This window comes from Pseudomonas sp. OIL-1 (genome assembly GCF_010669185.1).
Lineage (GTDB): Bacteria > Pseudomonadota > Gammaproteobacteria > Pseudomonadales > Pseudomonadaceae > Halopseudomonas > Halopseudomonas profundi.
The window spans coordinates 2,197,212-2,215,345 of sequence record NZ_CP048629.1 but is presented as its reverse complement, the minus strand read 5'-3'; the positions used below and the strand labels follow the sequence as shown (position 1 = coordinate 2,215,345).

21 protein-coding genes, 1 tRNA gene and 1 pseudogene are annotated in these 18,134 nt (G+C 56.8%); 6 read left to right on the top strand and 17 right to left on the bottom strand.

Annotated elements, in window-relative coordinates:
• Positions 1-1,440 (top strand): M48 family metalloprotease, encoded by a 1,440-nt coding sequence (locus G3M63_RS10365; protein ID WP_371923583.1) that lies wholly within the window; start codon positions 1-3, stop codon positions 1,438-1,440.
• On the opposite strand, the gene nadA is transcribed toward G3M63_RS10365, so the two are convergent.
• Positions 1,441-2,481 carry a quinolinate synthase NadA gene (gene nadA / locus G3M63_RS10360; protein ID WP_163983005.1) on the bottom strand — a complete coding sequence of 347 codons (1,041 nt, stop codon included), beginning with the start codon at positions 2,479-2,481 and terminating at the stop codon, positions 1,441-1,443.
• 178 nt (positions 2,482-2,659) lie between these two features.
• Between nadA and G3M63_RS10355 the strand changes: the two genes are divergently transcribed.
• Positions 2,660-3,301 carry a Yip1 family protein gene (locus tag G3M63_RS10355; protein ID WP_163983003.1) on the top strand — a complete coding sequence of 214 codons (642 nt, stop codon included), beginning with the start codon at positions 2,660-2,662 and terminating at the stop codon, positions 3,299-3,301.
• Positions 3,302-3,704: 403 nt separating this feature from the next.
• On the top strand, positions 3,705-4,220 hold the full coding sequence (locus tag G3M63_RS10350) for a DUF4142 domain-containing protein (protein ID WP_150300567.1): 516 nt from the start codon (positions 3,705-3,707) through the stop codon (positions 4,218-4,220).
• 382 nt (positions 4,221-4,602) lie between these two features.
• Here G3M63_RS10350 and G3M63_RS10345 read toward each other — a convergent pair whose 3' ends face one another.
• The 4 genes and pseudogenes from G3M63_RS10345 to G3M63_RS10330 form a co-directional block, all read right to left on the bottom strand.
• A complete protein-coding gene (locus G3M63_RS10345) occupies positions 4,603-5,049 on the bottom strand; it encodes a PA2169 family four-helix-bundle protein (RefSeq protein WP_150300623.1) in 447 nt (148 codons plus the stop codon).
• Between the two features lie 80 nt (positions 5,050-5,129).
• Positions 5,130-5,285 (bottom strand): annotated as a pseudogene (locus G3M63_RS19540) (DUF2892 domain-containing protein); the annotation flags it as partial.
• A 293-nt stretch (positions 5,286-5,578) separates the two neighbouring features.
• Positions 5,579-5,803, bottom strand: a complete 225-nt coding sequence (locus tag G3M63_RS10335) for a DUF2061 domain-containing protein (RefSeq protein WP_150300569.1) — start codon at positions 5,801-5,803, stop codon at positions 5,579-5,581.
• Between the two features lie 37 nt (positions 5,804-5,840).
• Positions 5,841-6,359 (bottom strand): ferritin-like domain-containing protein, encoded by a 519-nt coding sequence (locus tag G3M63_RS10330; protein ID WP_150300570.1) that lies wholly within the window; start codon positions 6,357-6,359, stop codon positions 5,841-5,843.
• Between the two features lie 348 nt (positions 6,360-6,707).
• Between G3M63_RS10330 and G3M63_RS10325 the strand changes: the two genes are divergently transcribed.
• The 3 genes from G3M63_RS10325 to G3M63_RS10315 all read left to right on the top strand — a co-directional run bounded on the left by G3M63_RS10325 (position 6,708) and on the right by G3M63_RS10315 (position 9,169).
• Entirely contained in the window at positions 6,708-7,877 is a 1,170-nt protein-coding gene (locus G3M63_RS10325) for a hypothetical protein (protein ID WP_150300571.1), read from the top strand.
• Positions 7,878-7,886: 9 nt separating this feature from the next.
• Positions 7,887-8,618, top strand: a complete 732-nt coding sequence (locus G3M63_RS10320; protein ID WP_163983001.1) for a DUF892 family protein — start codon at positions 7,887-7,889, stop codon at positions 8,616-8,618.
• An 89-nt stretch (positions 8,619-8,707) separates the two neighbouring features.
• Positions 8,708-9,169: a hemerythrin domain-containing protein gene (locus G3M63_RS10315; protein WP_150300573.1), complete on the top strand. Its 462-nt coding sequence runs from the start codon at positions 8,708-8,710 to the stop codon at positions 9,167-9,169.
• Positions 9,170-9,270: 101 nt separating this feature from the next.
• On the opposite strand, the gene G3M63_RS10310 is transcribed toward G3M63_RS10315, so the two are convergent.
• From G3M63_RS10310 to G3M63_RS10255, 12 genes are all read right to left on the bottom strand, one after another.
• Positions 9,271-9,346: transfer RNA gene (locus G3M63_RS10310), tRNA-Lys, on the bottom strand.
• Between the two features lie 155 nt (positions 9,347-9,501).
• Positions 9,502-10,356, bottom strand: a complete 855-nt coding sequence (gene ybgF, locus G3M63_RS10305) for a tol-pal system protein YbgF (RefSeq protein WP_150300574.1) — start codon at positions 10,354-10,356, stop codon at positions 9,502-9,504.
• 8 nt (positions 10,357-10,364) lie between these two features.
• A complete protein-coding gene (gene pal / locus G3M63_RS10300; RefSeq protein WP_150300575.1) occupies positions 10,365-10,880 on the bottom strand; it encodes a peptidoglycan-associated lipoprotein Pal in 516 nt (171 codons plus the stop codon).
• 42 nt (positions 10,881-10,922) lie between these two features.
• A complete protein-coding gene (tolB, locus tag G3M63_RS10295) occupies positions 10,923-12,203 on the bottom strand; it encodes a Tol-Pal system beta propeller repeat protein TolB (protein WP_150300625.1) in 1,281 nt (426 codons plus the stop codon).
• Between the two features lie 29 nt (positions 12,204-12,232).
• Positions 12,233-13,312 (bottom strand): cell envelope integrity protein TolA, encoded by a 1,080-nt coding sequence (gene tolA / locus G3M63_RS10290; RefSeq protein WP_256669774.1) that lies wholly within the window; start codon positions 13,310-13,312, stop codon positions 12,233-12,235.
• Positions 13,309-13,755: a protein TolR gene (gene tolR, locus G3M63_RS10285; RefSeq protein WP_150300576.1), complete on the bottom strand. Its 447-nt coding sequence runs from the start codon at positions 13,753-13,755 to the stop codon at positions 13,309-13,311. Before tolR ends, tolA begins: the two co-directional genes overlap by 4 nt.
• Before the next feature lie 11 nt (positions 13,756-13,766).
• Positions 13,767-14,438, bottom strand: coding sequence for a protein TolQ (tolQ, locus tag G3M63_RS10280; protein WP_150300629.1), 672 nt, complete (start codon positions 14,436-14,438; stop codon positions 13,767-13,769).
• Between the two features lie 26 nt (positions 14,439-14,464).
• Entirely contained in the window at positions 14,465-14,908 is a 444-nt protein-coding gene (gene ybgC / locus G3M63_RS10275) for a tol-pal system-associated acyl-CoA thioesterase (RefSeq protein WP_150300577.1), read from the bottom strand.
• Positions 14,909-14,974: 66 nt separating this feature from the next.
• Positions 14,975-16,018, bottom strand: coding sequence for a Holliday junction branch migration DNA helicase RuvB (ruvB, locus tag G3M63_RS10270; protein WP_150300578.1), 1,044 nt, complete (start codon positions 16,016-16,018; stop codon positions 14,975-14,977).
• A 44-nt stretch (positions 16,019-16,062) separates the two neighbouring features.
• Positions 16,063-16,662: a Holliday junction branch migration protein RuvA gene (ruvA, locus tag G3M63_RS10265; protein ID WP_163982999.1), complete on the bottom strand. Its 600-nt coding sequence runs from the start codon at positions 16,660-16,662 to the stop codon at positions 16,063-16,065.
• A gap of 15 nt (positions 16,663-16,677) precedes the next feature.
• Positions 16,678-17,205, bottom strand: coding sequence for a crossover junction endodeoxyribonuclease RuvC (gene ruvC, locus G3M63_RS10260; protein WP_150300580.1), 528 nt, complete (start codon positions 17,203-17,205; stop codon positions 16,678-16,680).
• Between the two features lie 140 nt (positions 17,206-17,345).
• Positions 17,346-18,092 carry a YebC/PmpR family DNA-binding transcriptional regulator gene (locus tag G3M63_RS10255; RefSeq protein WP_163982997.1) on the bottom strand — a complete coding sequence of 249 codons (747 nt, stop codon included), beginning with the start codon at positions 18,090-18,092 and terminating at the stop codon, positions 17,346-17,348.
• Positions 18,093-18,134 lie beyond the last annotated feature (42 nt).

Below are 18,134 nucleotides of genomic sequence, written 5' to 3'. Positions count from 1 at the left end.
ATCGCCCTCCTGCTCCAGGCAACGCTGATGTACTCGTTGGCGGTGGTCACGCCTGCCGCGGCAGCCTCTGAAATCAATCTTCCTTCGCTGGGTGATACCAGCTCATCGATCATGTCCCGCGAGCAGGAGCACCAGCTCGGCCGGGCCTGGGTCTCGATGTTGCGCGGCGCGGTTGCGACGCTCGACGACCCGCTGCTCAAAGACTTCGTCGAGGACCATGTCTACAAGCTCGCCGAAACCAGCCGGCTAGAAGACCGAAGGCTGACCTTCGTAGCGATAGACAGCCCTCAGCTCAATGCGTTTGCTGCGCCAGGGGGCGTGGTAGGCGTGAATGGCGGCCTGTTTCTGCATGCCCACACCGAGGCCGAGTTCGCTTCGGTCATGGCACACGAGCTGGCGCACCTGTCGCAGCGGCATTTCGCGCGCAACCTGCAACAGCAGCAGCGCATGCGTATCCCATTGATGACGGCCATGCTCGCCAGCGTGGTACTGGCTGCTGCAGGGGGCGGTGATGCAGGCTTCGCCGCTCTCGCCTCCACCCAGGCTGCGGCGATTCAGGAACAACGTCGCTTTTCTCGCCAGAACGAACAGGAAGCCGACCGCATCGGCATCACCAACCTGCAGCAGGCCGGCTATGATCCAGAGGCCATGCCTGACATGTTTGAACGGCTGGCGCAGCTGAGCCGCTTCAGCCGCACCCCGCCGGAGTTCCTACTGACACACCCGGTACATCAGTCGCGCATCGCCGACTCACGCAACCGTGCCGAGCAACTGAGCGGCAATGACCGCAAGGACAGCGTCGCGTATCAGATGATGCGTGCCCGGGTGCAGCTGAAATACGAACAGAGTCCGGGCCTGGCCGCACAGCGCTTCAAACTGTTGCTGGACGAGCATGACGGTGAGCATGATGCCGCTCGCTATGGCCTGGCGCTGGCTCTGACCCGCAGCGGTCAGTATGACGACGCAGCACAGGCGCTGAAGCCACTGCTGGAATCGCGCAGTAACGACATTGCGGTGAATCTCGCACAGGTTGAGCTGGACGCCAGTCGCGACCAAACGGAGCTCGCGTTGCAGCGCCTGGACCGCCTGCTGGCCATAGCGCCCGATAGTTATCCGGTACTCCAGAGCAAAGCAGACACCCTGCTTGGCGCACGGCGTTACAAGGACGCCGAACAGGTTATCAACCGTCTGGCCAACCTGAGGAGCGACGATCCGGATGTGTGGTTTCTGGCGGCGGAAATTCGCGGGCTGGCGGGGAATATCCTGGGTGTTCACATGGCCCGCGCCGAATACTTCATGCTGGCCGGCGATCTGGATCAGGCCAGCCAACAACTCGACCTGGCGTTGAAACGCGCCGATGACAGCTTCGTGATGACCTCGCGTATCAATGCGCGCAAGCAGGAGCTTGCGCGCCAGCGGGAGATCATCGACAGCTTCTGATCAGACCCTGGCTTTGCTGGTGAAATCCAGCATCCGCTCCAGCGGTTTGATCGCCTTGGGAATCAGAGCCTCTGGCACCAGAATTTCGTCAGTGCCCTGCTCCAGCGCCTGCAACACCCGGGGCAAGGTATTCATTGCCATCCAGGGGCAGTTGGCGCAGCTGCGACAGGATGCGCCGCTTCCGGCCGTTGGCGCCTCGATCAGCTGCTTGTCCGGCGCACCCTGCTGCATCTTGTAGAAAATGCCGCGGTCAGTCGCCACGATGAACGTCGGATTGGGCAAGGTCTGGGTTGCCTTGATCAACTGGCTGGTCGAGCCTACAACGTCGGCCAATTCCACCACCGGTGCCGGCGACTCCGGATGGACCAGTATTGCCGCGTCCGGATAGACCTTCTTCAAATCCAGCAGCGCCTTGGCCTTGAATTCCTCGTGCACGATGCAAGAGCCCGACCAGAGCAACATGTCTGCTCCGGTCTTCTGCTGGATGTAGCCACCCAGATGCTGGTCCGGCGCCCAGAGGATCTTCTCTCCCTTATCCATCAGATGCTCGACAATCGCCTCGGCACAACTCGAGGTAACCACCCAGTCCGCTCGCGCCTTGACCGCTGCTGAAGTGTTGGCATACACCACCACAGTGCGATCGGGATGCTGATCGCAAAATGCCGAAAACTCGTCGATCGGGCAGCCGATATCCAGTGAGCAGGTCGCCTCAAGAGTAGGCATCAACACGCGCTTTTCCGGGCTGAGGATCTTTGCCGTCTCACCCATGAAACGCACGCCCGCCACCACCAGCGTGCTGGCAGGATGATTTTTGCCGAAACGGGCCATTTCCAGTGAGTCCGAAACACAGCCGCCAGTCTCCTCAGCCAACGCCTGTATCAACGGGTCGGTGTAATAATGAGCAACCAGCGCAGCGTCGTGCGCCTTGAGCGCAGCCGCGATGCGAGCCAGATAATCGGCCTGTTCAGCTTCGCTCAGTACGCGCGGCGCCTTGGCCGCGAGATGCGCCTGAACAAGTACACGCTCGGGAATCTGAGACATAGTTCGAACCACTCAACGAGATTTGACCGGCCAATAATACCATGCCAGGTCAAGCCCCCGTGCTTCCTGTTGTCGCCAACTCTGATTACGCGGGTGTTCCCACGGCGTGAACTTAGCGCAACGCTATCCAGTCAACCGTAACAGGCCCAGCCTGTATTAATCACTCCAGGAGCTCGTCATGTTTCAATTATTGCCCAAGCTATTCACCTCTCCGCGCTCTGCCTGGCTGCCGATTCGGGAACACGCCGAGCAACACCCATGGGGCTTCCTTCCCGTTCTGCTCGTGTTGTCGGTCATTCCAGCGATCTGCGCCTATATCGGGACGGCACATGTGGGTTGGGAGCTCTTTGGCAGTGAAGACCCGACCTATCTCAATCAGGGCAGTGCGCTCTATCTCGCATGCATGGTTTACCTGGGTTTTTTGTGCGGCGTGTCGATAATGGCTCTCATGACGCGCTGGGTCCTGTTCCGCACACCGGGCCGGCCCACCCTGTTGCTTGCCTATACCTTCGCCACCTGCCTTTCCGTTCCGTTGATGCTCGCCAGCATCGGCGCGGTGATACCTGTGCGCATGATGCTTCTGCTCTTCGCGGTGCTCGGAACGCTGTACTCGATAATTCTGCTGTTTCGCGGCCTGCCGGTTTTCATGCATCTCAAACGCAACGATGAAACGCGCTTTTACGGAGCCTGCATTCTTGCTGTTGGCTTTCTGGTGTTTTTGACTAATGGCTTTATCTTCATGGAGCTGTGGTGGCAGCCCCTTAGCGGCGGTGAGTACATTAGCGAGCCCGCCGAATCAGACGATTTTTCACAGCCATGATCTCAAGGGTCGGCCTCCCGCTGCTACCGACAAGCCGGGCCGGCCCGATCATCACTCAAGGCGATTCAATAGTCCGCGATATATCCCAGTAAGAAAAGTTCAGTTCGCCAGGAACTTCGATTCATTCCAACAAGCATCCGCGGCTTTACGAACTTTTGCATAAATAACCAATCCATATTACCGAGAAGGGCATAACGCTCGGTCCATACACTGGTGTACGGAGGGTTTGAGATACGGCTAGATGACGTTCCGGCCCGTTTGTGTTTTGGAATCGGATCAACGCTTGCCTCGTATAAATGCAATTTTTTAATCCCGACAGAAGCTCCTCGGATAATGCGGGCTCGTGTAATCCGCAAGATCAGCTTCCAGGCCTAATCAATCAACAAACCGAAGGATAACTAACATGACCAAAGTGAATTATATTAAGAACGGTATGCTCGCAGTGATTCTCGGACTCTCCGCGTCAACTTCCTGGGCGCAGGATATGGATGCGACAGAGTTTGTTGATGAAGCAACTGCAAAAGGCATCGCCGAGATCGAAGCAGCTAAGCTTGCAATCGAACAAGGCGAAAGCTCGGAAATCAAATCCTTTGCTGAACGGATGATCGAAGATCACACCGAGATGAACCAGAAGCTTAAGGAACTCGCCCAGGAAAAGAATCTCGAAGTTTCCGATGATGCCACTTTGATGGATCAGGCCAAAGCGATGATTCTTGAAATGCGTGACGGTGAAGGTTTTGACGACCATTACGCTAGCAACCAGGTAAACGCCCACGAGCAGACCATCGAACTGTTCGAAAACGCTGCGAAGAACCTGAACGATGAAGAGCTCCAAGAGCTTGCCAAAGACAACCTTGAAACCCTGCGCGAACACCTCGCCAAGGCCAAGGAGCTTGAAGGCCAGACTGAAGCTCAGTAATCAGACGGTCCGGGGAGGCAGCGCTAGCGCGCTGCCGCAACCCGAAGAGTACTTCCCTGCCCGCCCCTTCCCGCACTACCAGACTACCTCAGCTCATCCCTAACCTGACTCTCTGACTTCAGAGTCGATCAGTCCGCCCAAGCGGCATTAACTGTTAGCTGTTACCTCCTCGATCGGTCGCCTAGCCCCCCGACGCGAACCACCTTCGCGTGGCACGGACCCGTTATACACACTACACTCAAGCGTCGATGGATTGACCGGTTTGCCCGGTTAGTAGCCAGCCATTCTGGCGCTTGAAGTCCAGACGACAGGGAAATGTCCCTTTTTTCAATACGAACACAAAAAAGGGCAGCCTGGGCTGCCCTTGTCCGAACCGTATCGATCAAGCCTTGTGACTATCGCGCAATGCTTTTACCTGATCGTGATTGCGCAGAACACCGTCATACTGGCGCTGCACGACCGCCCGTATATCGGTTGGTAGTTCTTTGTCTAGCGCCTTCTTATAGCTCTTCTTGGCTACATCTTCCCCGCGCTCACACTCATTCAGAACTGCCTGATCGTCTTTTCCGGTAATTGCCGATTTTATATCGACCCACCGGCGGTGCATATCGCCACTCACACTGGTGCTATCCTCGGGATCGCCACCAAGCTGAAGCACCAGGGCTTGCAGCTCAGCAGCTGCCTTGCCACATTCCTGGGCTCTCGCTGAAAAGGTGTTCTTCAGATTTACGCTTTGGGCATCTTCGGCACAGGCTTTAAAACCAGCCTCGCCATCTTTGCTGGTTTCGATAAGATCGTTAAGCGTGGAAATTACGTCTTTAGTGTCCATGGTCGTCATAATTGACTCCTGTTTCGAACGAAAGTGTATCTAGCCTGGAAGCCGCAGCGAGACAGGCTTCAACCCGTCTTCTGCATCATTTTTTTCTTCATCTCGCAGTGGCCCGTATAACCGCGATAAATAGCGGCGCCGCCCATGGCCAGACTGATCAATCCAAACAGTCCGCCTTTGCGCAGTCCTTTGCCCACCAGCAAAGCGCCGCCCGCGACAGAGGCCACACGCTCCATACCGGTCACATTGATGTCGCTGGATGAACCGGATTTGGTCACACTGGATGAGCCGGATTTGACCGGAGGCGTCTGGGCCTGAGTGGAAGGGCCAGCATTGGGAGTTGCAGAAGTTGCCGTAACATTCCCTTGAGGCTGATTTGTCTGAACCATGAGTGTTCCCCTTTAATGATATGAATGTATGAAAGCACTGGAGCGGGACGTTGCCACCTCTAATAAAGACCCGTTGGTCCGCCGGTGGTTCAACGACACGGCTTTATGCTCATGAATAAACAAGACTAAATTGTGGAGGTCTATTTAGTGCGGCGGCCAAGATTGCCATGACCAAGACCTTTTTGCGGACTCCGTTCGGAGCCAAAACGCTGCCACGCTCGCTCATGGAAGTAATACGCCACGGTATTTACCATCGGTTCTACCAGAGCGATGAGGCCGCCGGTGATTACGCTCCCGGTAAGCAAATAGGCAACGGTGAACGCAACGGTGAAATGAACAACTGCGAAGGTAAATGTCTTCAGCATTCCACTCCCGAAAAAGGCAGGCCGTAGCCTGCCCCTATTAGCGTTTGGCCGTCGTGTCCGGCGCGGCGTCACGAGTAAGATAGGCTTGGGTCAGTTCCGGAAGATGGTCTTTAAGCCATGCTGCCATAGCTTCTTCCTGAGGCAGAATCTGCTCGCAAGCGCGCTGTGTTTCAATATCGCCGGTGGCTTTCGCTGCAGCAATAAGGACAGTGTAGGAGGCTATTTCCATATTCTCGAATACGTAGCCAGACATAGCGCCCTTGATAACCTCGTCACTGACGAACATGCCAGACGCGCCTTGGCCGAACGCCATGACCTTGCCCCCCATATCCTTGATGGTTGAAGGACTTGCATTCAGCCTCGCCAGGCAGCCGTCCAATAGCTTCTGCTGGCCCAGAGTTTCCTCAATATGCTGATCGATACGGGCCTTTAGCTTCGGATAATTCTCCAGCCGAGACGATTGCGCTTTCAACATGGTCTCAGCTTGCTGTTCCATCGCATGTGCGTCACGCAGCCAATCCACGAGGTTGTCAACTTTTGCATTGCTGTCGGTCATCGGGGTGCCCTCTTGATAGGTGATCCTGTAATTGAGAAAGGCTGAGGACAACGAAGTTCCGACCTGGTGAATTCAAATCTTTTCCGCCGACTTTTAAATCAGTGTATTAGGCGCAACCTGAACGGCTCGTCTCATTTTCCGGACGGATATTGCACGGCATCCAGGCATACCAAAGTTGGAGACCAGCGATGCGTTACTTGGTTCTATCCGTTCTTCACTGATTATTCCAAGAAATTAAAAACGGGCACTAAGAACCATTTGATATATAAAAACTATGAACGTTCTTGCTGGTTAAACTTCTACTTTGTACTACCACATCAACGTGCCATTAACCGTCTGGAGGCATTCATGCACGGACTTTCGGGAATATTCGACAACCAGGGCGTTCCGCTTGAAAAGCAGGAATTCTCCTGGAAGGACATAGCCAGTAAACCGATCAGCAAACTGGACGATGATGCGTTTACCCGGGTGCGCGTGATACTTATGAATGGTATCGAGCAGGATGCACTGCGTTTAAAGCATATCGGCGCAAGAATGAACAAGTCACTGCGGCTGCCCCTGGCCCAGGTCCGTCGGGTGGAACAGCACCAGATGACTGCCATAAACTGGCTTCTATCCTCGGATCACTCTCCACTGGAAACCACTGTCGCCTACGAGCAAGTCGCGATTGAAGTGACCGCAGCCGTGGCTCAAAACGAGCCTGACCCGTATCAGGCGCAGACCTACCGCTTCGGACTGCTGGAGGATTTCGATCACCTGTACCGCTACTCCGCCATGCTCGACCGGCTGGAGGGAAAGGACGCTAACAACATTCTGCAGGGCTATACCGACATCATCCCCGGCCGTCCCACCTCCGAGCATCACCGCGCCCCTGAAAGCGACCTGCGCGACAATTACGAGAGAGAAAACGCCGCGCTCATCACCAAGATTCACGCAGCCATGATCACTGCTGCGGAATATCAAACACATGATTACTACATGAATATCGGCCCGCTGTTCGCCGACCCGGTGGCGCGTCAACTTTATGCTGAAATCGCCTCGGTGGAAGAGCAGCACGTTACTCAGTACGGCTCGCTCATGGACCCTGACGAATCCTTCCTGGAAAAGTGGCTGATCCACGAAGCGATGGAAGTTTATAACTATCAAAGCTGCGCTCAACAGGAGGACAACCCTCGCATCAAGGCCATGTGGGAGCGGTTCCTGGACTACGAACTGGGTCATTTGAATCTGGTCTGTGACCTGTTCAAGCAATACGAGCGTCGTGATCCGGCGGAGATTATCGGCGGGTCCGTACCCGCAATGATCGAGTTCAAGAGCCAGCGCGAATTTGTTCGCAAGGTGGTATCCGAGGAAGTCAATCTGCGCACTTCGGGCAACAAATACGTGCCCAAACAAGAGGAAAGCCCGCTATCGCTGGCTTACCGCACCCAGATGAACACCCCGATTATCCCGGCCAACATAGTCTCAGCAGGCTATAACTGGCGCCCGGGTACCGAATTGGCAGAGAAAAAATCCTAGGAGGCTTCCATGGTGAGTTCAGCAAAAATGGGCCATAACCTGACCGGCGCCCAGATGTCCCCAAAAGACACCGCAAAGATGGCAGAGGCAGTCGAGCATTACCCGGCGGATGTCCCGGGCAACGCATCAGACCTCTTGATTGCCCGTCGTAACGAAACCAACGAATCCGGCCGTATCGGATCCGTACCCGTGCCGGGTTCTGCAACGGGCATGCTCAAGTCCACCTTCGAAAAGATGATGGGCAAGAACCCGGAAGTCCTGATCGACAAGCTGGGTGAACGGCTTGCTTACGAGCGTACCGGCGTGCGGCTTTACGAAGCCGCCATTGCCAAGGTTCAGGCACTCGATACCGGCGCCGGCGCACCCCCGGACCTGCTAAAGACCTTGCAAACAATACGCAACGAGGAGGAAGAGCATTTCCACCTGCTCGTTGCAGCAGTGGAAAAGCTCGGTGCAGATCCGACTGCCATGACGCCCTCGGCCGATGTCGCAGGCGTGATCGCACTAGGCGTAATGCAGGTGCTTACTGATCCACGCACCAACATTTCGCATGCACTGAACGCGCTCCTGACCATCGAACTTGCGGACAACGCAGCCTGGGAACTACTGATCGAAATGGCAGAAAGTGCGGGGCAGAAAGATATCGCCAAGAGCTTCGGCAAGGCGCTCACCCAGGAAGAACAGCACCTCGCCAATATCAAGGCGTTACTCAGACAGGACCAGCTCAAGCAGCTGTCCTGATAAAAATAGCCTGAGCCAGGGCCTGGGCCGACATGATCGGCCCTTTTTTTCCGCACTGTCCGTCGCGGAGCCGTCGATGAGGATTAGCCATGAATGCGATAGACCTGTTGATTCAGGATCATGAAAAGCTGAAAAAACTGCTCGAACAGATCAGCTCGACGACCGAGCGAGCCGCCAAGACACGCACTGACGTACTGGCGCAGATCGAGACCGAGCTGCTCAGCCACACCCGTATCGAAGAAGAGATTTTCTACCCAGCCTACCGCGACGCTAGCGACAAGGAAGGGAAAAAGATGTTTCACGAAGCAGTGGAAGAGCATCGTGCGGTCAGCGAACTGGTGTTACCCGATCTGCTGAAGACGCAGCCTGACACCGTGCAGTTTTCCGGCCGAATCAAGGTGCTCAAAGAGCTGCTTGAACATCATATCGAGGAGGAAGAAAGCGAGATGTTTCCCGATGCCAGAGAGGTGCTCAAGGACGAGGAGCTAAACAGGCTAGGCGAGGAAATGGAGACGAAGAAAAAATCCATCAAAGCTGAAATGAAGAAGTAGGCACAGGCTGAGGTAGTCAGGCTGGCGCAGATCAAGAGCCTGGCTCACCTTCAACACCAACGGAAAACCGAAAGAAAAGACACAGCGGGGGAATCAAAAAATGGTGGGTCGTGTAGGATTCGAACCTACGACCAATTGGTTAAAAGCCAACTGCTCTACCAACTGAGCTAACGACCCCTTTGATGCGCGGTATATTACTGATTTTGCACAGAAACTCAAGAATTTTTTGCGCTTTTTTTCCAGGGTCCGCTACCGCTTCGTCGCGAGCCAAAAAGCAGTAATCCGAAGGTCCAGAGAGACGGCAGAGCGAGCGCCCTGCCGAAAGAGATATCCTAACCGAGGTTGTCCAGGTCGCGCCGCGCGAGTTGTGCAGCTGAAGAACCGGGATGCTTGGACAGAACTTCCTGATACAGCTGACGCGCCTTGTCTGCATTGCCTAGACGACGTTCGACATCAGCCAGCTTGTACAGGGCGTCTGCTTCTTTCCGATGGCCCTGAAAGTTGCTGATGACCTGAGCGAAAGCGCGACCCGCTGACTCCAGATCAGACTGGGCCAGATGGACCTCACCCAACCAGTACTGCGCGTTTCCAGCGTATGTACTGTCAGGATAGCGACGCAGAAACGCATTGAACGCCATGGCTGCTTTTTCAAAATCGCGGGTCTTGACCAGGTCAAAAGCCGCCTCGTATAGCAGTTTCTCGCGTTCAGGATCTGCCGGCGCCTGCTGGCTCGGCGCATCGGGGCGGTTCGCACCTGATTGCTGCTGCGCTGTCGGAGCGTTCGCCGCTGGTGCCTGGTTGCTCGGCGGCTGAACGGTCGCAAGCGGATCATCAGGCGAGCCGTTGGCCCTCCCGTTACGCGGTAATGCTGTAGTACCGCCCGTCATTGATGTTAACCGGCGGTCGAGATCCTCGTACTGGTCAAGCTGGTTCTGTTCCAGCTGTTTCAGTCTATGTTCCTGCTCTTCAAGCAGGCCACGCAACATCGATACTTCCTGCTGCAGTTGGTCCACCTGCTGCATGAGCTGGCCCTCGATAGAGAGCCGGCCCCCGGAAGTCGCGGGTGCAGGAGTGGCTGGCTGGCTGGGGCGTGCACCGCCCGAGCTGCCATCGATGATCGGTGCCTGTGCCAGGGCCGCTAACGGCGACAGCAGACAGACAAACGCAACACTCCTGAACCCTTTCATGCGACCTCTTACTTACGCAGTTCTACGCGACGGTTCTGAGCCCAGTCTTCTTCGCTGGAACCCAGTGCATCCGGCTTCTCTTCACCGTAGGAAACCAGCTCCAGCTGTGCCGGAGAGACGCCCTGAAGAACCAGATAACGCTGAACCGCACCGGCACGACGCTCGCCCAGAGCCATGTTGTACTCGCGGGTGCCACGCTCGTCAGTATGACCTTCGAGGACTACACGATTTCCTTCGGCTTTCAGGTCCTTGGCGTGAACGTCCAGGGCGCGCATGGCTTCCTGTTTCAGGTCAGCGCTGTCGAATTCGAAGTAGAAGGTGGTGATTGCACGCAGAGCGGCTTCTTCGCTGGTCACGCCGTCATCCGCCGAAGAGGGAGAAGTGCTGGTGTAACCGGCGTTCGGGTCAACTGCCCCGGTGCCAGCGCCAGTACCGGACGCATCACCACCCTTGGAGGAACACCCTACAACCACACCAAAAGCTACGATCAGAGCTGCTGCTTTGCCGAACTTGATAACTTCCATCATAAAACTCCTGAAACCCCATACGGTTTGTGTTGTTGCACCCTAAGGCAGGTACGGTGACCATGAAGGCACGCGCAGGTCGGTGAACTGTGTCGGTATGACCGACCGCGCACGACCGTTAGTCGAGACCAGCATGAGAACGCCTTTTCCCTGTTGACGGGTGGCATAAATTAACATAGTGCCGTTGGGAGCGACAGTAGGCGACTCATCCAGCGACGTTTCTGTCAAAATCCTCAGATTGCCGCTCTTCAGATCCTGAGTGGCAATATGAAAATTACGGTAGCCCTGCTGCCGGTGAACCATGACCATGGTCTGCCCATCCACCGAGAGCTTGGCATTGGCATTATAGTTGCCAACAAATGTCAGGCGCTCCGAAGAACCGCCGTTTATATTCTGTTTGTAAATCTGTGGTCGCCCACCCCGATCGGAAGTAAACACGATCGTATTGTTATCCATCCAGGCCGGCTCGGTATCGATTCCGTAATGGTTGGTCACCCGCCGCATATTCTTGGTGGCAAGGTTCATCACATAAATTTCTGGATTGCCGTCCCGCGACAACACAAACGCCAACCGCTCACCATCAGGCGACCACGCCGGAGCACCGTTGAGGCCCTCAAAGCTGGTGATACGCTCACGCCGCCCCGTCTGTACGTAATGAACATAGATCTCGGGCCGGCGCGACTCGAAGGATACGTAGGCAATACGTTGACCGTCCGGGGCATAGGAAGGCGTCAGGATCGGCTCCTTCGATTGCAGCAGGGTCACGGCACGTGCGCCGTCATAATCCGAGCGCTGCAAGGTAAAACGCGTGTTCTCCGCCGAGTGACGCTCGGCAGCCACGTAGAGCAGCTTGGTGTTGAACGCGCCCTTGATGCCCGTGAGCTCCTCGAAAATTTCATCGCTCATATGGTGCGCCATATCACGCAGCTGCCGCTGGGTACCGCTCACCGTCTTGGACAACAGAACCTCTTCGCGAGCCACACCGTAGAGCACATATTTTATTTCGAAGCGGTCAGCCGACGGATTGGTAACGCGGCCAGCCACTACGTACTGCACGCCCAACGCATTCCAGTCCCGCGGGAATATCTCACTGGCCTGGGTCGGATAGCTGAGCATGTTGCCGCGATCAAACGGCACGAACATACCAGTATGACCGAGGTCGTTGCCGACAATCTCAGCGACGTCCTCTGGCAGTGGCGACGAACCCTGCCACCCAAGAGGAACGACTGCGACCGGCGTTGCCTTGTCCGTACCACGGGTAATTTCAATGGCATTCTGTGCCATTGCAGTCTGGGCCATGAACAGTACGGCCACAGCCGCCATCCACAACCGGGTTAACTTCGCTGCTTTTCTCAAAATGACAAATCCTCTGGCCTGAATCGCAGGGTCAGGTTACGGAACCTGCGATCGAACGTTGTTGGATCTTCCCGCGACAATTGTTGCATTTCCGGGATCCGTCCCACATTACGCACCGCCTGCACTGCCGATTGGTCAAAGCCCGCATCACCGCTCGAACGAGACACTACCGCATCGGTAATCTGCCCGGTGGGCAGCATGCTGATCTTCACTTCTACCACCATACCGTTTCGCGCGGTGGGCGGTCGACGCCATTGGGCGCTAACGTAACGCCGTATGACGTCTTCGTAGCTGGCCGCAACTTCATCGCCCACCTGGTTGGCCTGGGCCTGCTGATACTGTGTTTCATCCGCCAGCAACTCGGCCAGCGCTTTGGCCCGGGCGTCTTCCTGCTCACGCTTCTGTTTTGCGACGCGATCGGCTTCAGCTTTCTTCTTTGCCTCCTCGGCAGCCTTTTTCTTGGCGTCCTCGGCAGCTTTGTTCCTGGCCGCTTCAGCGGCTTTCTGCTTGGCAGCTTCTTCGGCTTTGCGTTTGGCGTCTTCTGCTGCCTTCTTCTTCGCAGCTTCAGCCTCGGCAGCTTTCTTGCGGGTTTCTTCCTCAGCGGCCTTGCGCGCGGCATCCGCTTTACGCTTGATCTCTTCTTCAGCCTGTTGCTTGGCTTTTTGCTCGGCTTCGGCGCGTGCCGCAGCGGCCTGTTGCTGCTGTTCGGCCCGGGCTGCTTCAGCCGCGGCGGCAGCGGCCTGCTTCTCAGCCTCGGCGGCGCGCTGCGCGGCCTCCTGCTCTTGTTGCTGCTGCTGTTGCTGCTGCTCCAGCTCTTCCGCTTCGTGGCGCGGCGCAGCGGTGCGCGCCGATTCGCCGGCAATCTGCTGATCCGTCTGGTTGGTCGCCGGGCTCTTCGAATCCAGCTGCACCAGGGTCGCCTGCACAATGGGCTTGGCCGGTTCAAACTCGGGTGCCGACGAGAACGAAACGAACAGCATCATCGCCACCAGCAGATGTAGCGCCAGCGCCTTCAGCAGAGGCGCAGCGTAACCTGCCGAGTGCTCTTCCGGTGTCCGGTCTTCGCGCGTATTCACGGTGCCTCGGTAATCAATCCGACATTGGGAACGCCAGCCTGCTGCAGCGTTGCCATAGCGGTTACCACGATGCCGTAATTGGCCGTCTCATCGCCCCGTATGTATACCAGCGTATCCGGTCGGGCGTTGATAATCTTGGTCACCTTCTCTGACATTTCTTCGAGGGACACAGCGCTCTCGCTCTGATTCTCGGTATCCACTGCTTCACCCAGATTCCAGTAATAGGTACCGTCCGCCAGAACAGACAAGGTCAGCACCTGCTGATTGCTGTCGGAGGGCAGCACTTCGCTGGACACCTGAGGCAGGTCGACCTTCACGCCCTGGTTGAGCATGGGCGCGGTCACCATGAAAATCACCAGCAGCACCAGCATGACGTCGATATAAGGCACGACGTTCATCTCGGCTACTGGCTTGCGTTTACGGCGTCTGCCTTGCACCTGCATCGTGACTCCTGTTATTCGTCCCGGCTATGCACGCGGCGGTGCAGGATGCTCGAGAACTCGTCAGCGAAGGTGTAATAACGGCTGATCAGCGTCTCGGAGCGCGCAGAGAATCGGTTGTAGGCAATCACCGCAGGGATGGCCGCGAACAGGCCCATGGCCGTAGCGATGAGCGCTTCGGCGATGCCCGGTGCAACCGTTGCCAGCGTGGCTTGTTGCACAGTGGCCAGGCCGCGGAAGGAATTCATGATCCCCCATACCGTGCCGAACAGACCCACATAGGGGCTGGTCGAACCGACCGTCGCCAGAAAAGACAAATGCTGCTCGAGCTTTTCTTCCTCGCGGGAAATGGCCACGCGCATGGAGCGTTGCACAGCCTCCATCACCGCCTCCGGGTCCACTCCGGCCTGCTGGCGCATCCGGGAGAACTCCTTGAAACCCGCGCGAAAGATCTGTTCCAGGCCGGAATCGTTATCCGGGCTGCCGGTCACCTGACGATACAGTTTGGACAGGTCTATGCCGGACCAGAAACGGTCTTCGAAATTCTCCAGCGCGGCCTTGGCCGAGCGAATAGTGGTGCTACGCTGGAAAATCATTACCCAGGACACTACGGAGGCGGCTACCAGTACCAGCATCACCAGCTGGACCAACAGACTCGCACTGGATATCAGGTGCCACATCGACATTTGATCAGCTTGCACTCTTGCCTCTCCTAACTCGGCCGTACAGGTGCTGCCTTGCAAGCCAGAAAAGCTTCGCTCAAGGCAGCTGGAATTTTTATGGGCTTGTAATGGTCTGCACTTACACAGGCCACCAGAACTTCGCCCTCACATAATACTGATTCATCCGCCCGTTTAACCTGCTGGCGGAATCGGACGCTCGTTCGCTTGCGTTCCAAGACCTCCGCGGTGATGACAAGTTCGTCATCCAGCCGGGCGGGCGCGTGATAGCGAGCTGCTACCGAGTGCACTACGAAAATGACGTTATCGCCCTGCAATCTGCTCTGGTTGAAACCCAGGCTGCGTACCAGCTCGGTTCGCGCCCGCTCCATGAATTTCAGATAGTTGACGTAGTAGACGATGCCCCCGGCATCGGTGTCCTCGAAGTAGACCCGGGCCCGTATGGAAAACGGTGTCCCTGAAGTGTCAGCGCGCATAATGTAGATACAACCGAAGCTCTTGCATATAGAAATTCTCGGGGAAGCGAAAATATTTTTTCTGCGTCAGCCGGGATCGAACAGGTCCCGCGACATCTGCTCCATTTTCGCCGGAAGATCGAGGCCAAAATACAGGTAGGCGTGCCGGGTCACAACCCGCCCGCGTGGCGTGCGCATAATGAATCCTTGCTGGATCAGGTAGGGCTCGAGAACATCTTCGATAGTATGCCGTTCCTCACTGATCGCCGCCGCCAGGCTATCAACGCCAACTGGTCCGCCGTCAAACTTGTCGATCATGGTCAGCAGCAGCCGCCGATCCATATGATCGAAACCCTGTTCATCCACATCCAGCAGATTCAAGGCCTTATCGGCTACTTCCTTGGTGATCTTGCCCTGGCTGCGTACTTCGGCGAAGTCACGCACTCGACGCAGCAGGCGGTTGGCGATACGCGGCGTTCCACGCGAACGGCGTGCAATCTCCCTGGCGCCGTCCGGATGCAGATCCAGCCCAAGGATCCCTGCGGAGCGGCCGACAATCACCGACAGATCATCCACTCCGTAAAACTCCAGACGCTGAACGATACCGAAACGGTCACGTAACGGATTGGTCAGCATCCCGGCGCGGGTTGTCGCCCCGACCAGAGTGAAAGGAGGCAGATCAAGCTTGATCGAACGCGCCGCTGGGCCTTCGCCGATCATGATATCGAGTTGATAATCCTCCATCGCCGGGTAGAGAATTTCCTCCACCACAGGCGACAGACGGTGAATCTCGTCGACGAACAGCACATCGCCGGCTTCAAGATTGGTCAGCATCGCGGCCAGATCCCCGGCCCGCTCGAGGACCGGTCCGGAGGTGCTTTTAATCTTCACGCCCATTTCCTGGGCAATAATATTGGCCAGAGTGGTCTTGCCCAGACCGGGTGGGCCGAAAATCAGCACGTGATCCAGCGCCTCGCCGCGACCCTTGGCTGCCTTGATGAATAATTCCATCTGCTCGCGCACGGTTGGCTGGCCGATGTAGTCGGCCAACCGGTACGGGCGAATTGCCCGGTCTATCACTTCTTCCTGTTGCCGCGGGGCGGCAGCAATCAAACGGTCTTCTTCCAGCATGCGGTGTCCGTGGCGATTAATGTCTGGCGGTAGCGCTGCGGCTGCTACACCATGCCTTTGAGTGCACGGCGAATCAACTCTTCGCTGCTCAGTCCGTCTTCTTCTACTGCTGCCACCGCCTTGCTCGCCTCCTGCGGCTTATAGCCGAGCGTGATCAAAGCGCTGACCGCATCGGCCGTCATCGACGGCGCGGCAGCCACACCGGTCACCAGTGGCTTGAATGATCCGGGCATGGCCTCCCACGCCTTGAATCTATCCTTGAGCTCGACCAGCAACCGTTCGGCAGTTTTCTTGCCAACGCCAGGCACCTTGACCAGCGCATTGGCATCCTGGGATTGCACTGCACGTACCAGCTCGTCGACGTCCAGACCGGACATCAATGCCAGCGCCAGCTTGGGCCCGACACCGTTGAGCCGTATCAACTCCCGAAATAAAGCCCGATCCCGCTTTGCGGAAAAGGCATACAGCAGCTGGGCGTCTTCACGCACAACCATATGCGTGTGCAGGGTCGCTTGCTCGCCCAATGCCGGCAGCTGATAAAAGGTGCTCATGGGCGCATCCAGCTCATAGCCCACCCCATGCACGTCCAGCAAAATATGCGGCGGTTGTTTTTCCAGCAAAACGCCTGTCAGCCTGCCAATCACTAGTCATCCTCTCAATTAACGACGACGCACTCGTCCCGAGCGCAGCCCGATCAATCCGCCCCCCAACTGTGCATGCAGCGCGGCGGAATGGGCATGACACAGCGCAATGGCCAGCGCATCGGCGGCATCGGCCTGTGGCGTACCAGACAGTCCCAACAGCTGGGTGACCATGTGCTGCACCTGCGCCTTGTCCGCCGCACCCGTCCCGACTACCGACTGCTTCACCTGCCGCGCAGTGTATTCATGCACATCCAGGCCCGCATTGACTGCTGCAACAATCGCCGCGCCACGGGCCTGGCCCAGCTTGAGTGCCGAGTCGGGATTACGGGCGAGAAACACCTGCTCGATGCTCAGAATGGTCGGCTGGTAGTTAGTGATCAATTCGGACAAATGCTCGAATATCTGCTGTAACCGGCCTGGAAAGGGCCCATCGCCCAGACGAATGCATCCAGAGGTCACATACTCGCACTGCCCTGCCCGCTCACGAACGATGCCGAAGCCGGTTATCCGCGAGCCGGGGTCGATACCCAGTATCAGGGCCATGTATCTCGTTTCCTTGAAGTCGCCGGCATCACCGTCCGCGGTGTGCCTGCGTGGTCATACCGCCAAGATGCCCGATATGAAAATGGGAGGCAACGCCTCCCATGATGTGCCGAGGACAGACCCTCTGATCGCCGCTTTGATCAGCTCATCTGCTCGAGTACGTCATCCGGAATGTCGGCATTGCTGTATACGTTCTGCACATCGTCCAGATCTTCCAGCATGTCGACCAGACGGATCACTTTCTCTGCGGTATCCAGATCCAGCGTCGTAGTCGTTGACGGGATCATCGCCACGTCCGCCGACTCGCTGACAAAACCACCTGCATCAAGCGCATCCTTCACCGCACCGAACTCTTCGAAGGTGGTGAATACATCCAGCGAGCCGTCAGCATTGGTCACCACATCTTCGGCACCGGCTTCGAGCGCAGCCTCCAGCAACGCCTCTTCATCAACCCCGGAGGCGTAGCTGATCTGACCGCGACGGGTAAACAGATAGGCTACCGAACCATCAGTGCCGAGATTACCACCACACTTGTTGAAGGCGTGGCGTACTTCGCTGACGGTGCGATTGCGGTTATCGGTCATGACCTCAACCAGAATCGCCACCCCACCCGCGCCGTAGCCTTCATAGGTGAGTTCCTCCATGTTGTCGGCATCATTACTGCCGGCACCACGGGCTATGGCTCGATCGATGGTGTCGCGTGTCATGTTTGCCGTCAGCGCCTTGTCGACCGCCGACCGCAAACGCGGATTGTCCGCCGGCACCGGCCCGCCGAGCTTGGCAGCCACGGTCAGCTCACGAATCAGCTTGGTAAATACCTTGCCCCGTTTGGCGTCCTGAGCCGCCTTGCGGTGCTTGATATTGGCCCATTTGGAATGCCCGGCCATAAAGACTCCGTACTTGATTAAGGAGCCCTGAATAACTGCTGC

What these genes read in the sequence shown, in the direction of transcription:
- nadA (WP_163983005.1), bottom strand. Translation starts at nt 2,481, where the DNA reads ATGTCTCAGATTCCCGAGCGTGTACTTGTTCAGGCGCATCTCGCGGCC.
- G3M63_RS10355 (WP_163983003.1), top strand. Translation starts at nt 2,660, where the DNA reads ATGTTTCAATTATTGCCCAAGCTATTCACCTCTCCGCGCTCTGCCTGG.
- G3M63_RS10350 (WP_150300567.1), top strand. Translation starts at nt 3,705, where the DNA reads ATGACCAAAGTGAATTATATTAAGAACGGTATGCTCGCAGTGATTCTC.
- G3M63_RS10345 (WP_150300623.1), bottom strand. Translation starts at nt 5,049, where the DNA reads ATGGACACTAAAGACGTAATTTCCACGCTTAACGATCTTATCGAAACC.
- G3M63_RS10335 (WP_150300569.1), bottom strand. Translation starts at nt 5,803, where the DNA reads ATGCTGAAGACATTTACCTTCGCAGTTGTTCATTTCACCGTTGCGTTC.
- G3M63_RS10330 (WP_150300570.1), bottom strand. Translation starts at nt 6,359, where the DNA reads ATGACCGACAGCAATGCAAAAGTTGACAACCTCGTGGATTGGCTGCGT.
- G3M63_RS10325 (WP_150300571.1), top strand. Translation starts at nt 6,708, where the DNA reads ATGCACGGACTTTCGGGAATATTCGACAACCAGGGCGTTCCGCTTGAA.
- G3M63_RS10320 (WP_163983001.1), top strand. Translation starts at nt 7,887, where the DNA reads ATGGTGAGTTCAGCAAAAATGGGCCATAACCTGACCGGCGCCCAGATG.
- G3M63_RS10315 (WP_150300573.1), top strand. Translation starts at nt 8,708, where the DNA reads ATGAATGCGATAGACCTGTTGATTCAGGATCATGAAAAGCTGAAAAAA.
- ybgF (WP_150300574.1), bottom strand. Translation starts at nt 10,356, where the DNA reads ATGAAAGGGTTCAGGAGTGTTGCGTTTGTCTGTCTGCTGTCGCCGTTA.
- pal (WP_150300575.1), bottom strand. Translation starts at nt 10,880, where the DNA reads ATGGAAGTTATCAAGTTCGGCAAAGCAGCAGCTCTGATCGTAGCTTTT.
- tolB (WP_150300625.1), bottom strand. Translation starts at nt 12,203, where the DNA reads ATGGCGGCTGTGGCCGTACTGTTCATGGCCCAGACTGCAATGGCACAG.
- tolR (WP_150300576.1), bottom strand. Translation starts at nt 13,755, where the DNA reads ATGCAGGTGCAAGGCAGACGCCGTAAACGCAAGCCAGTAGCCGAGATG.
- tolQ (WP_150300629.1), bottom strand. Translation starts at nt 14,438, where the DNA reads ATGTCGATGTGGCACCTGATATCCAGTGCGAGTCTGTTGGTCCAGCTG.
- ybgC (WP_150300577.1), bottom strand. Translation starts at nt 14,908, where the DNA reads ATGCGCGCTGACACTTCAGGGACACCGTTTTCCATACGGGCCCGGGTC.
- ruvB (WP_150300578.1), bottom strand. Translation starts at nt 16,018, where the DNA reads ATGCTGGAAGAAGACCGTTTGATTGCTGCCGCCCCGCGGCAACAGGAA.
- ruvC (WP_150300580.1), bottom strand. Translation starts at nt 17,205, where the DNA reads ATGGCCCTGATACTGGGTATCGACCCCGGCTCGCGGATAACCGGCTTC.
- G3M63_RS10255 (WP_163982997.1), bottom strand. Translation starts at nt 18,092, where the DNA reads ATGGCCGGGCATTCCAAATGGGCCAATATCAAGCACCGCAAGGCGGCT.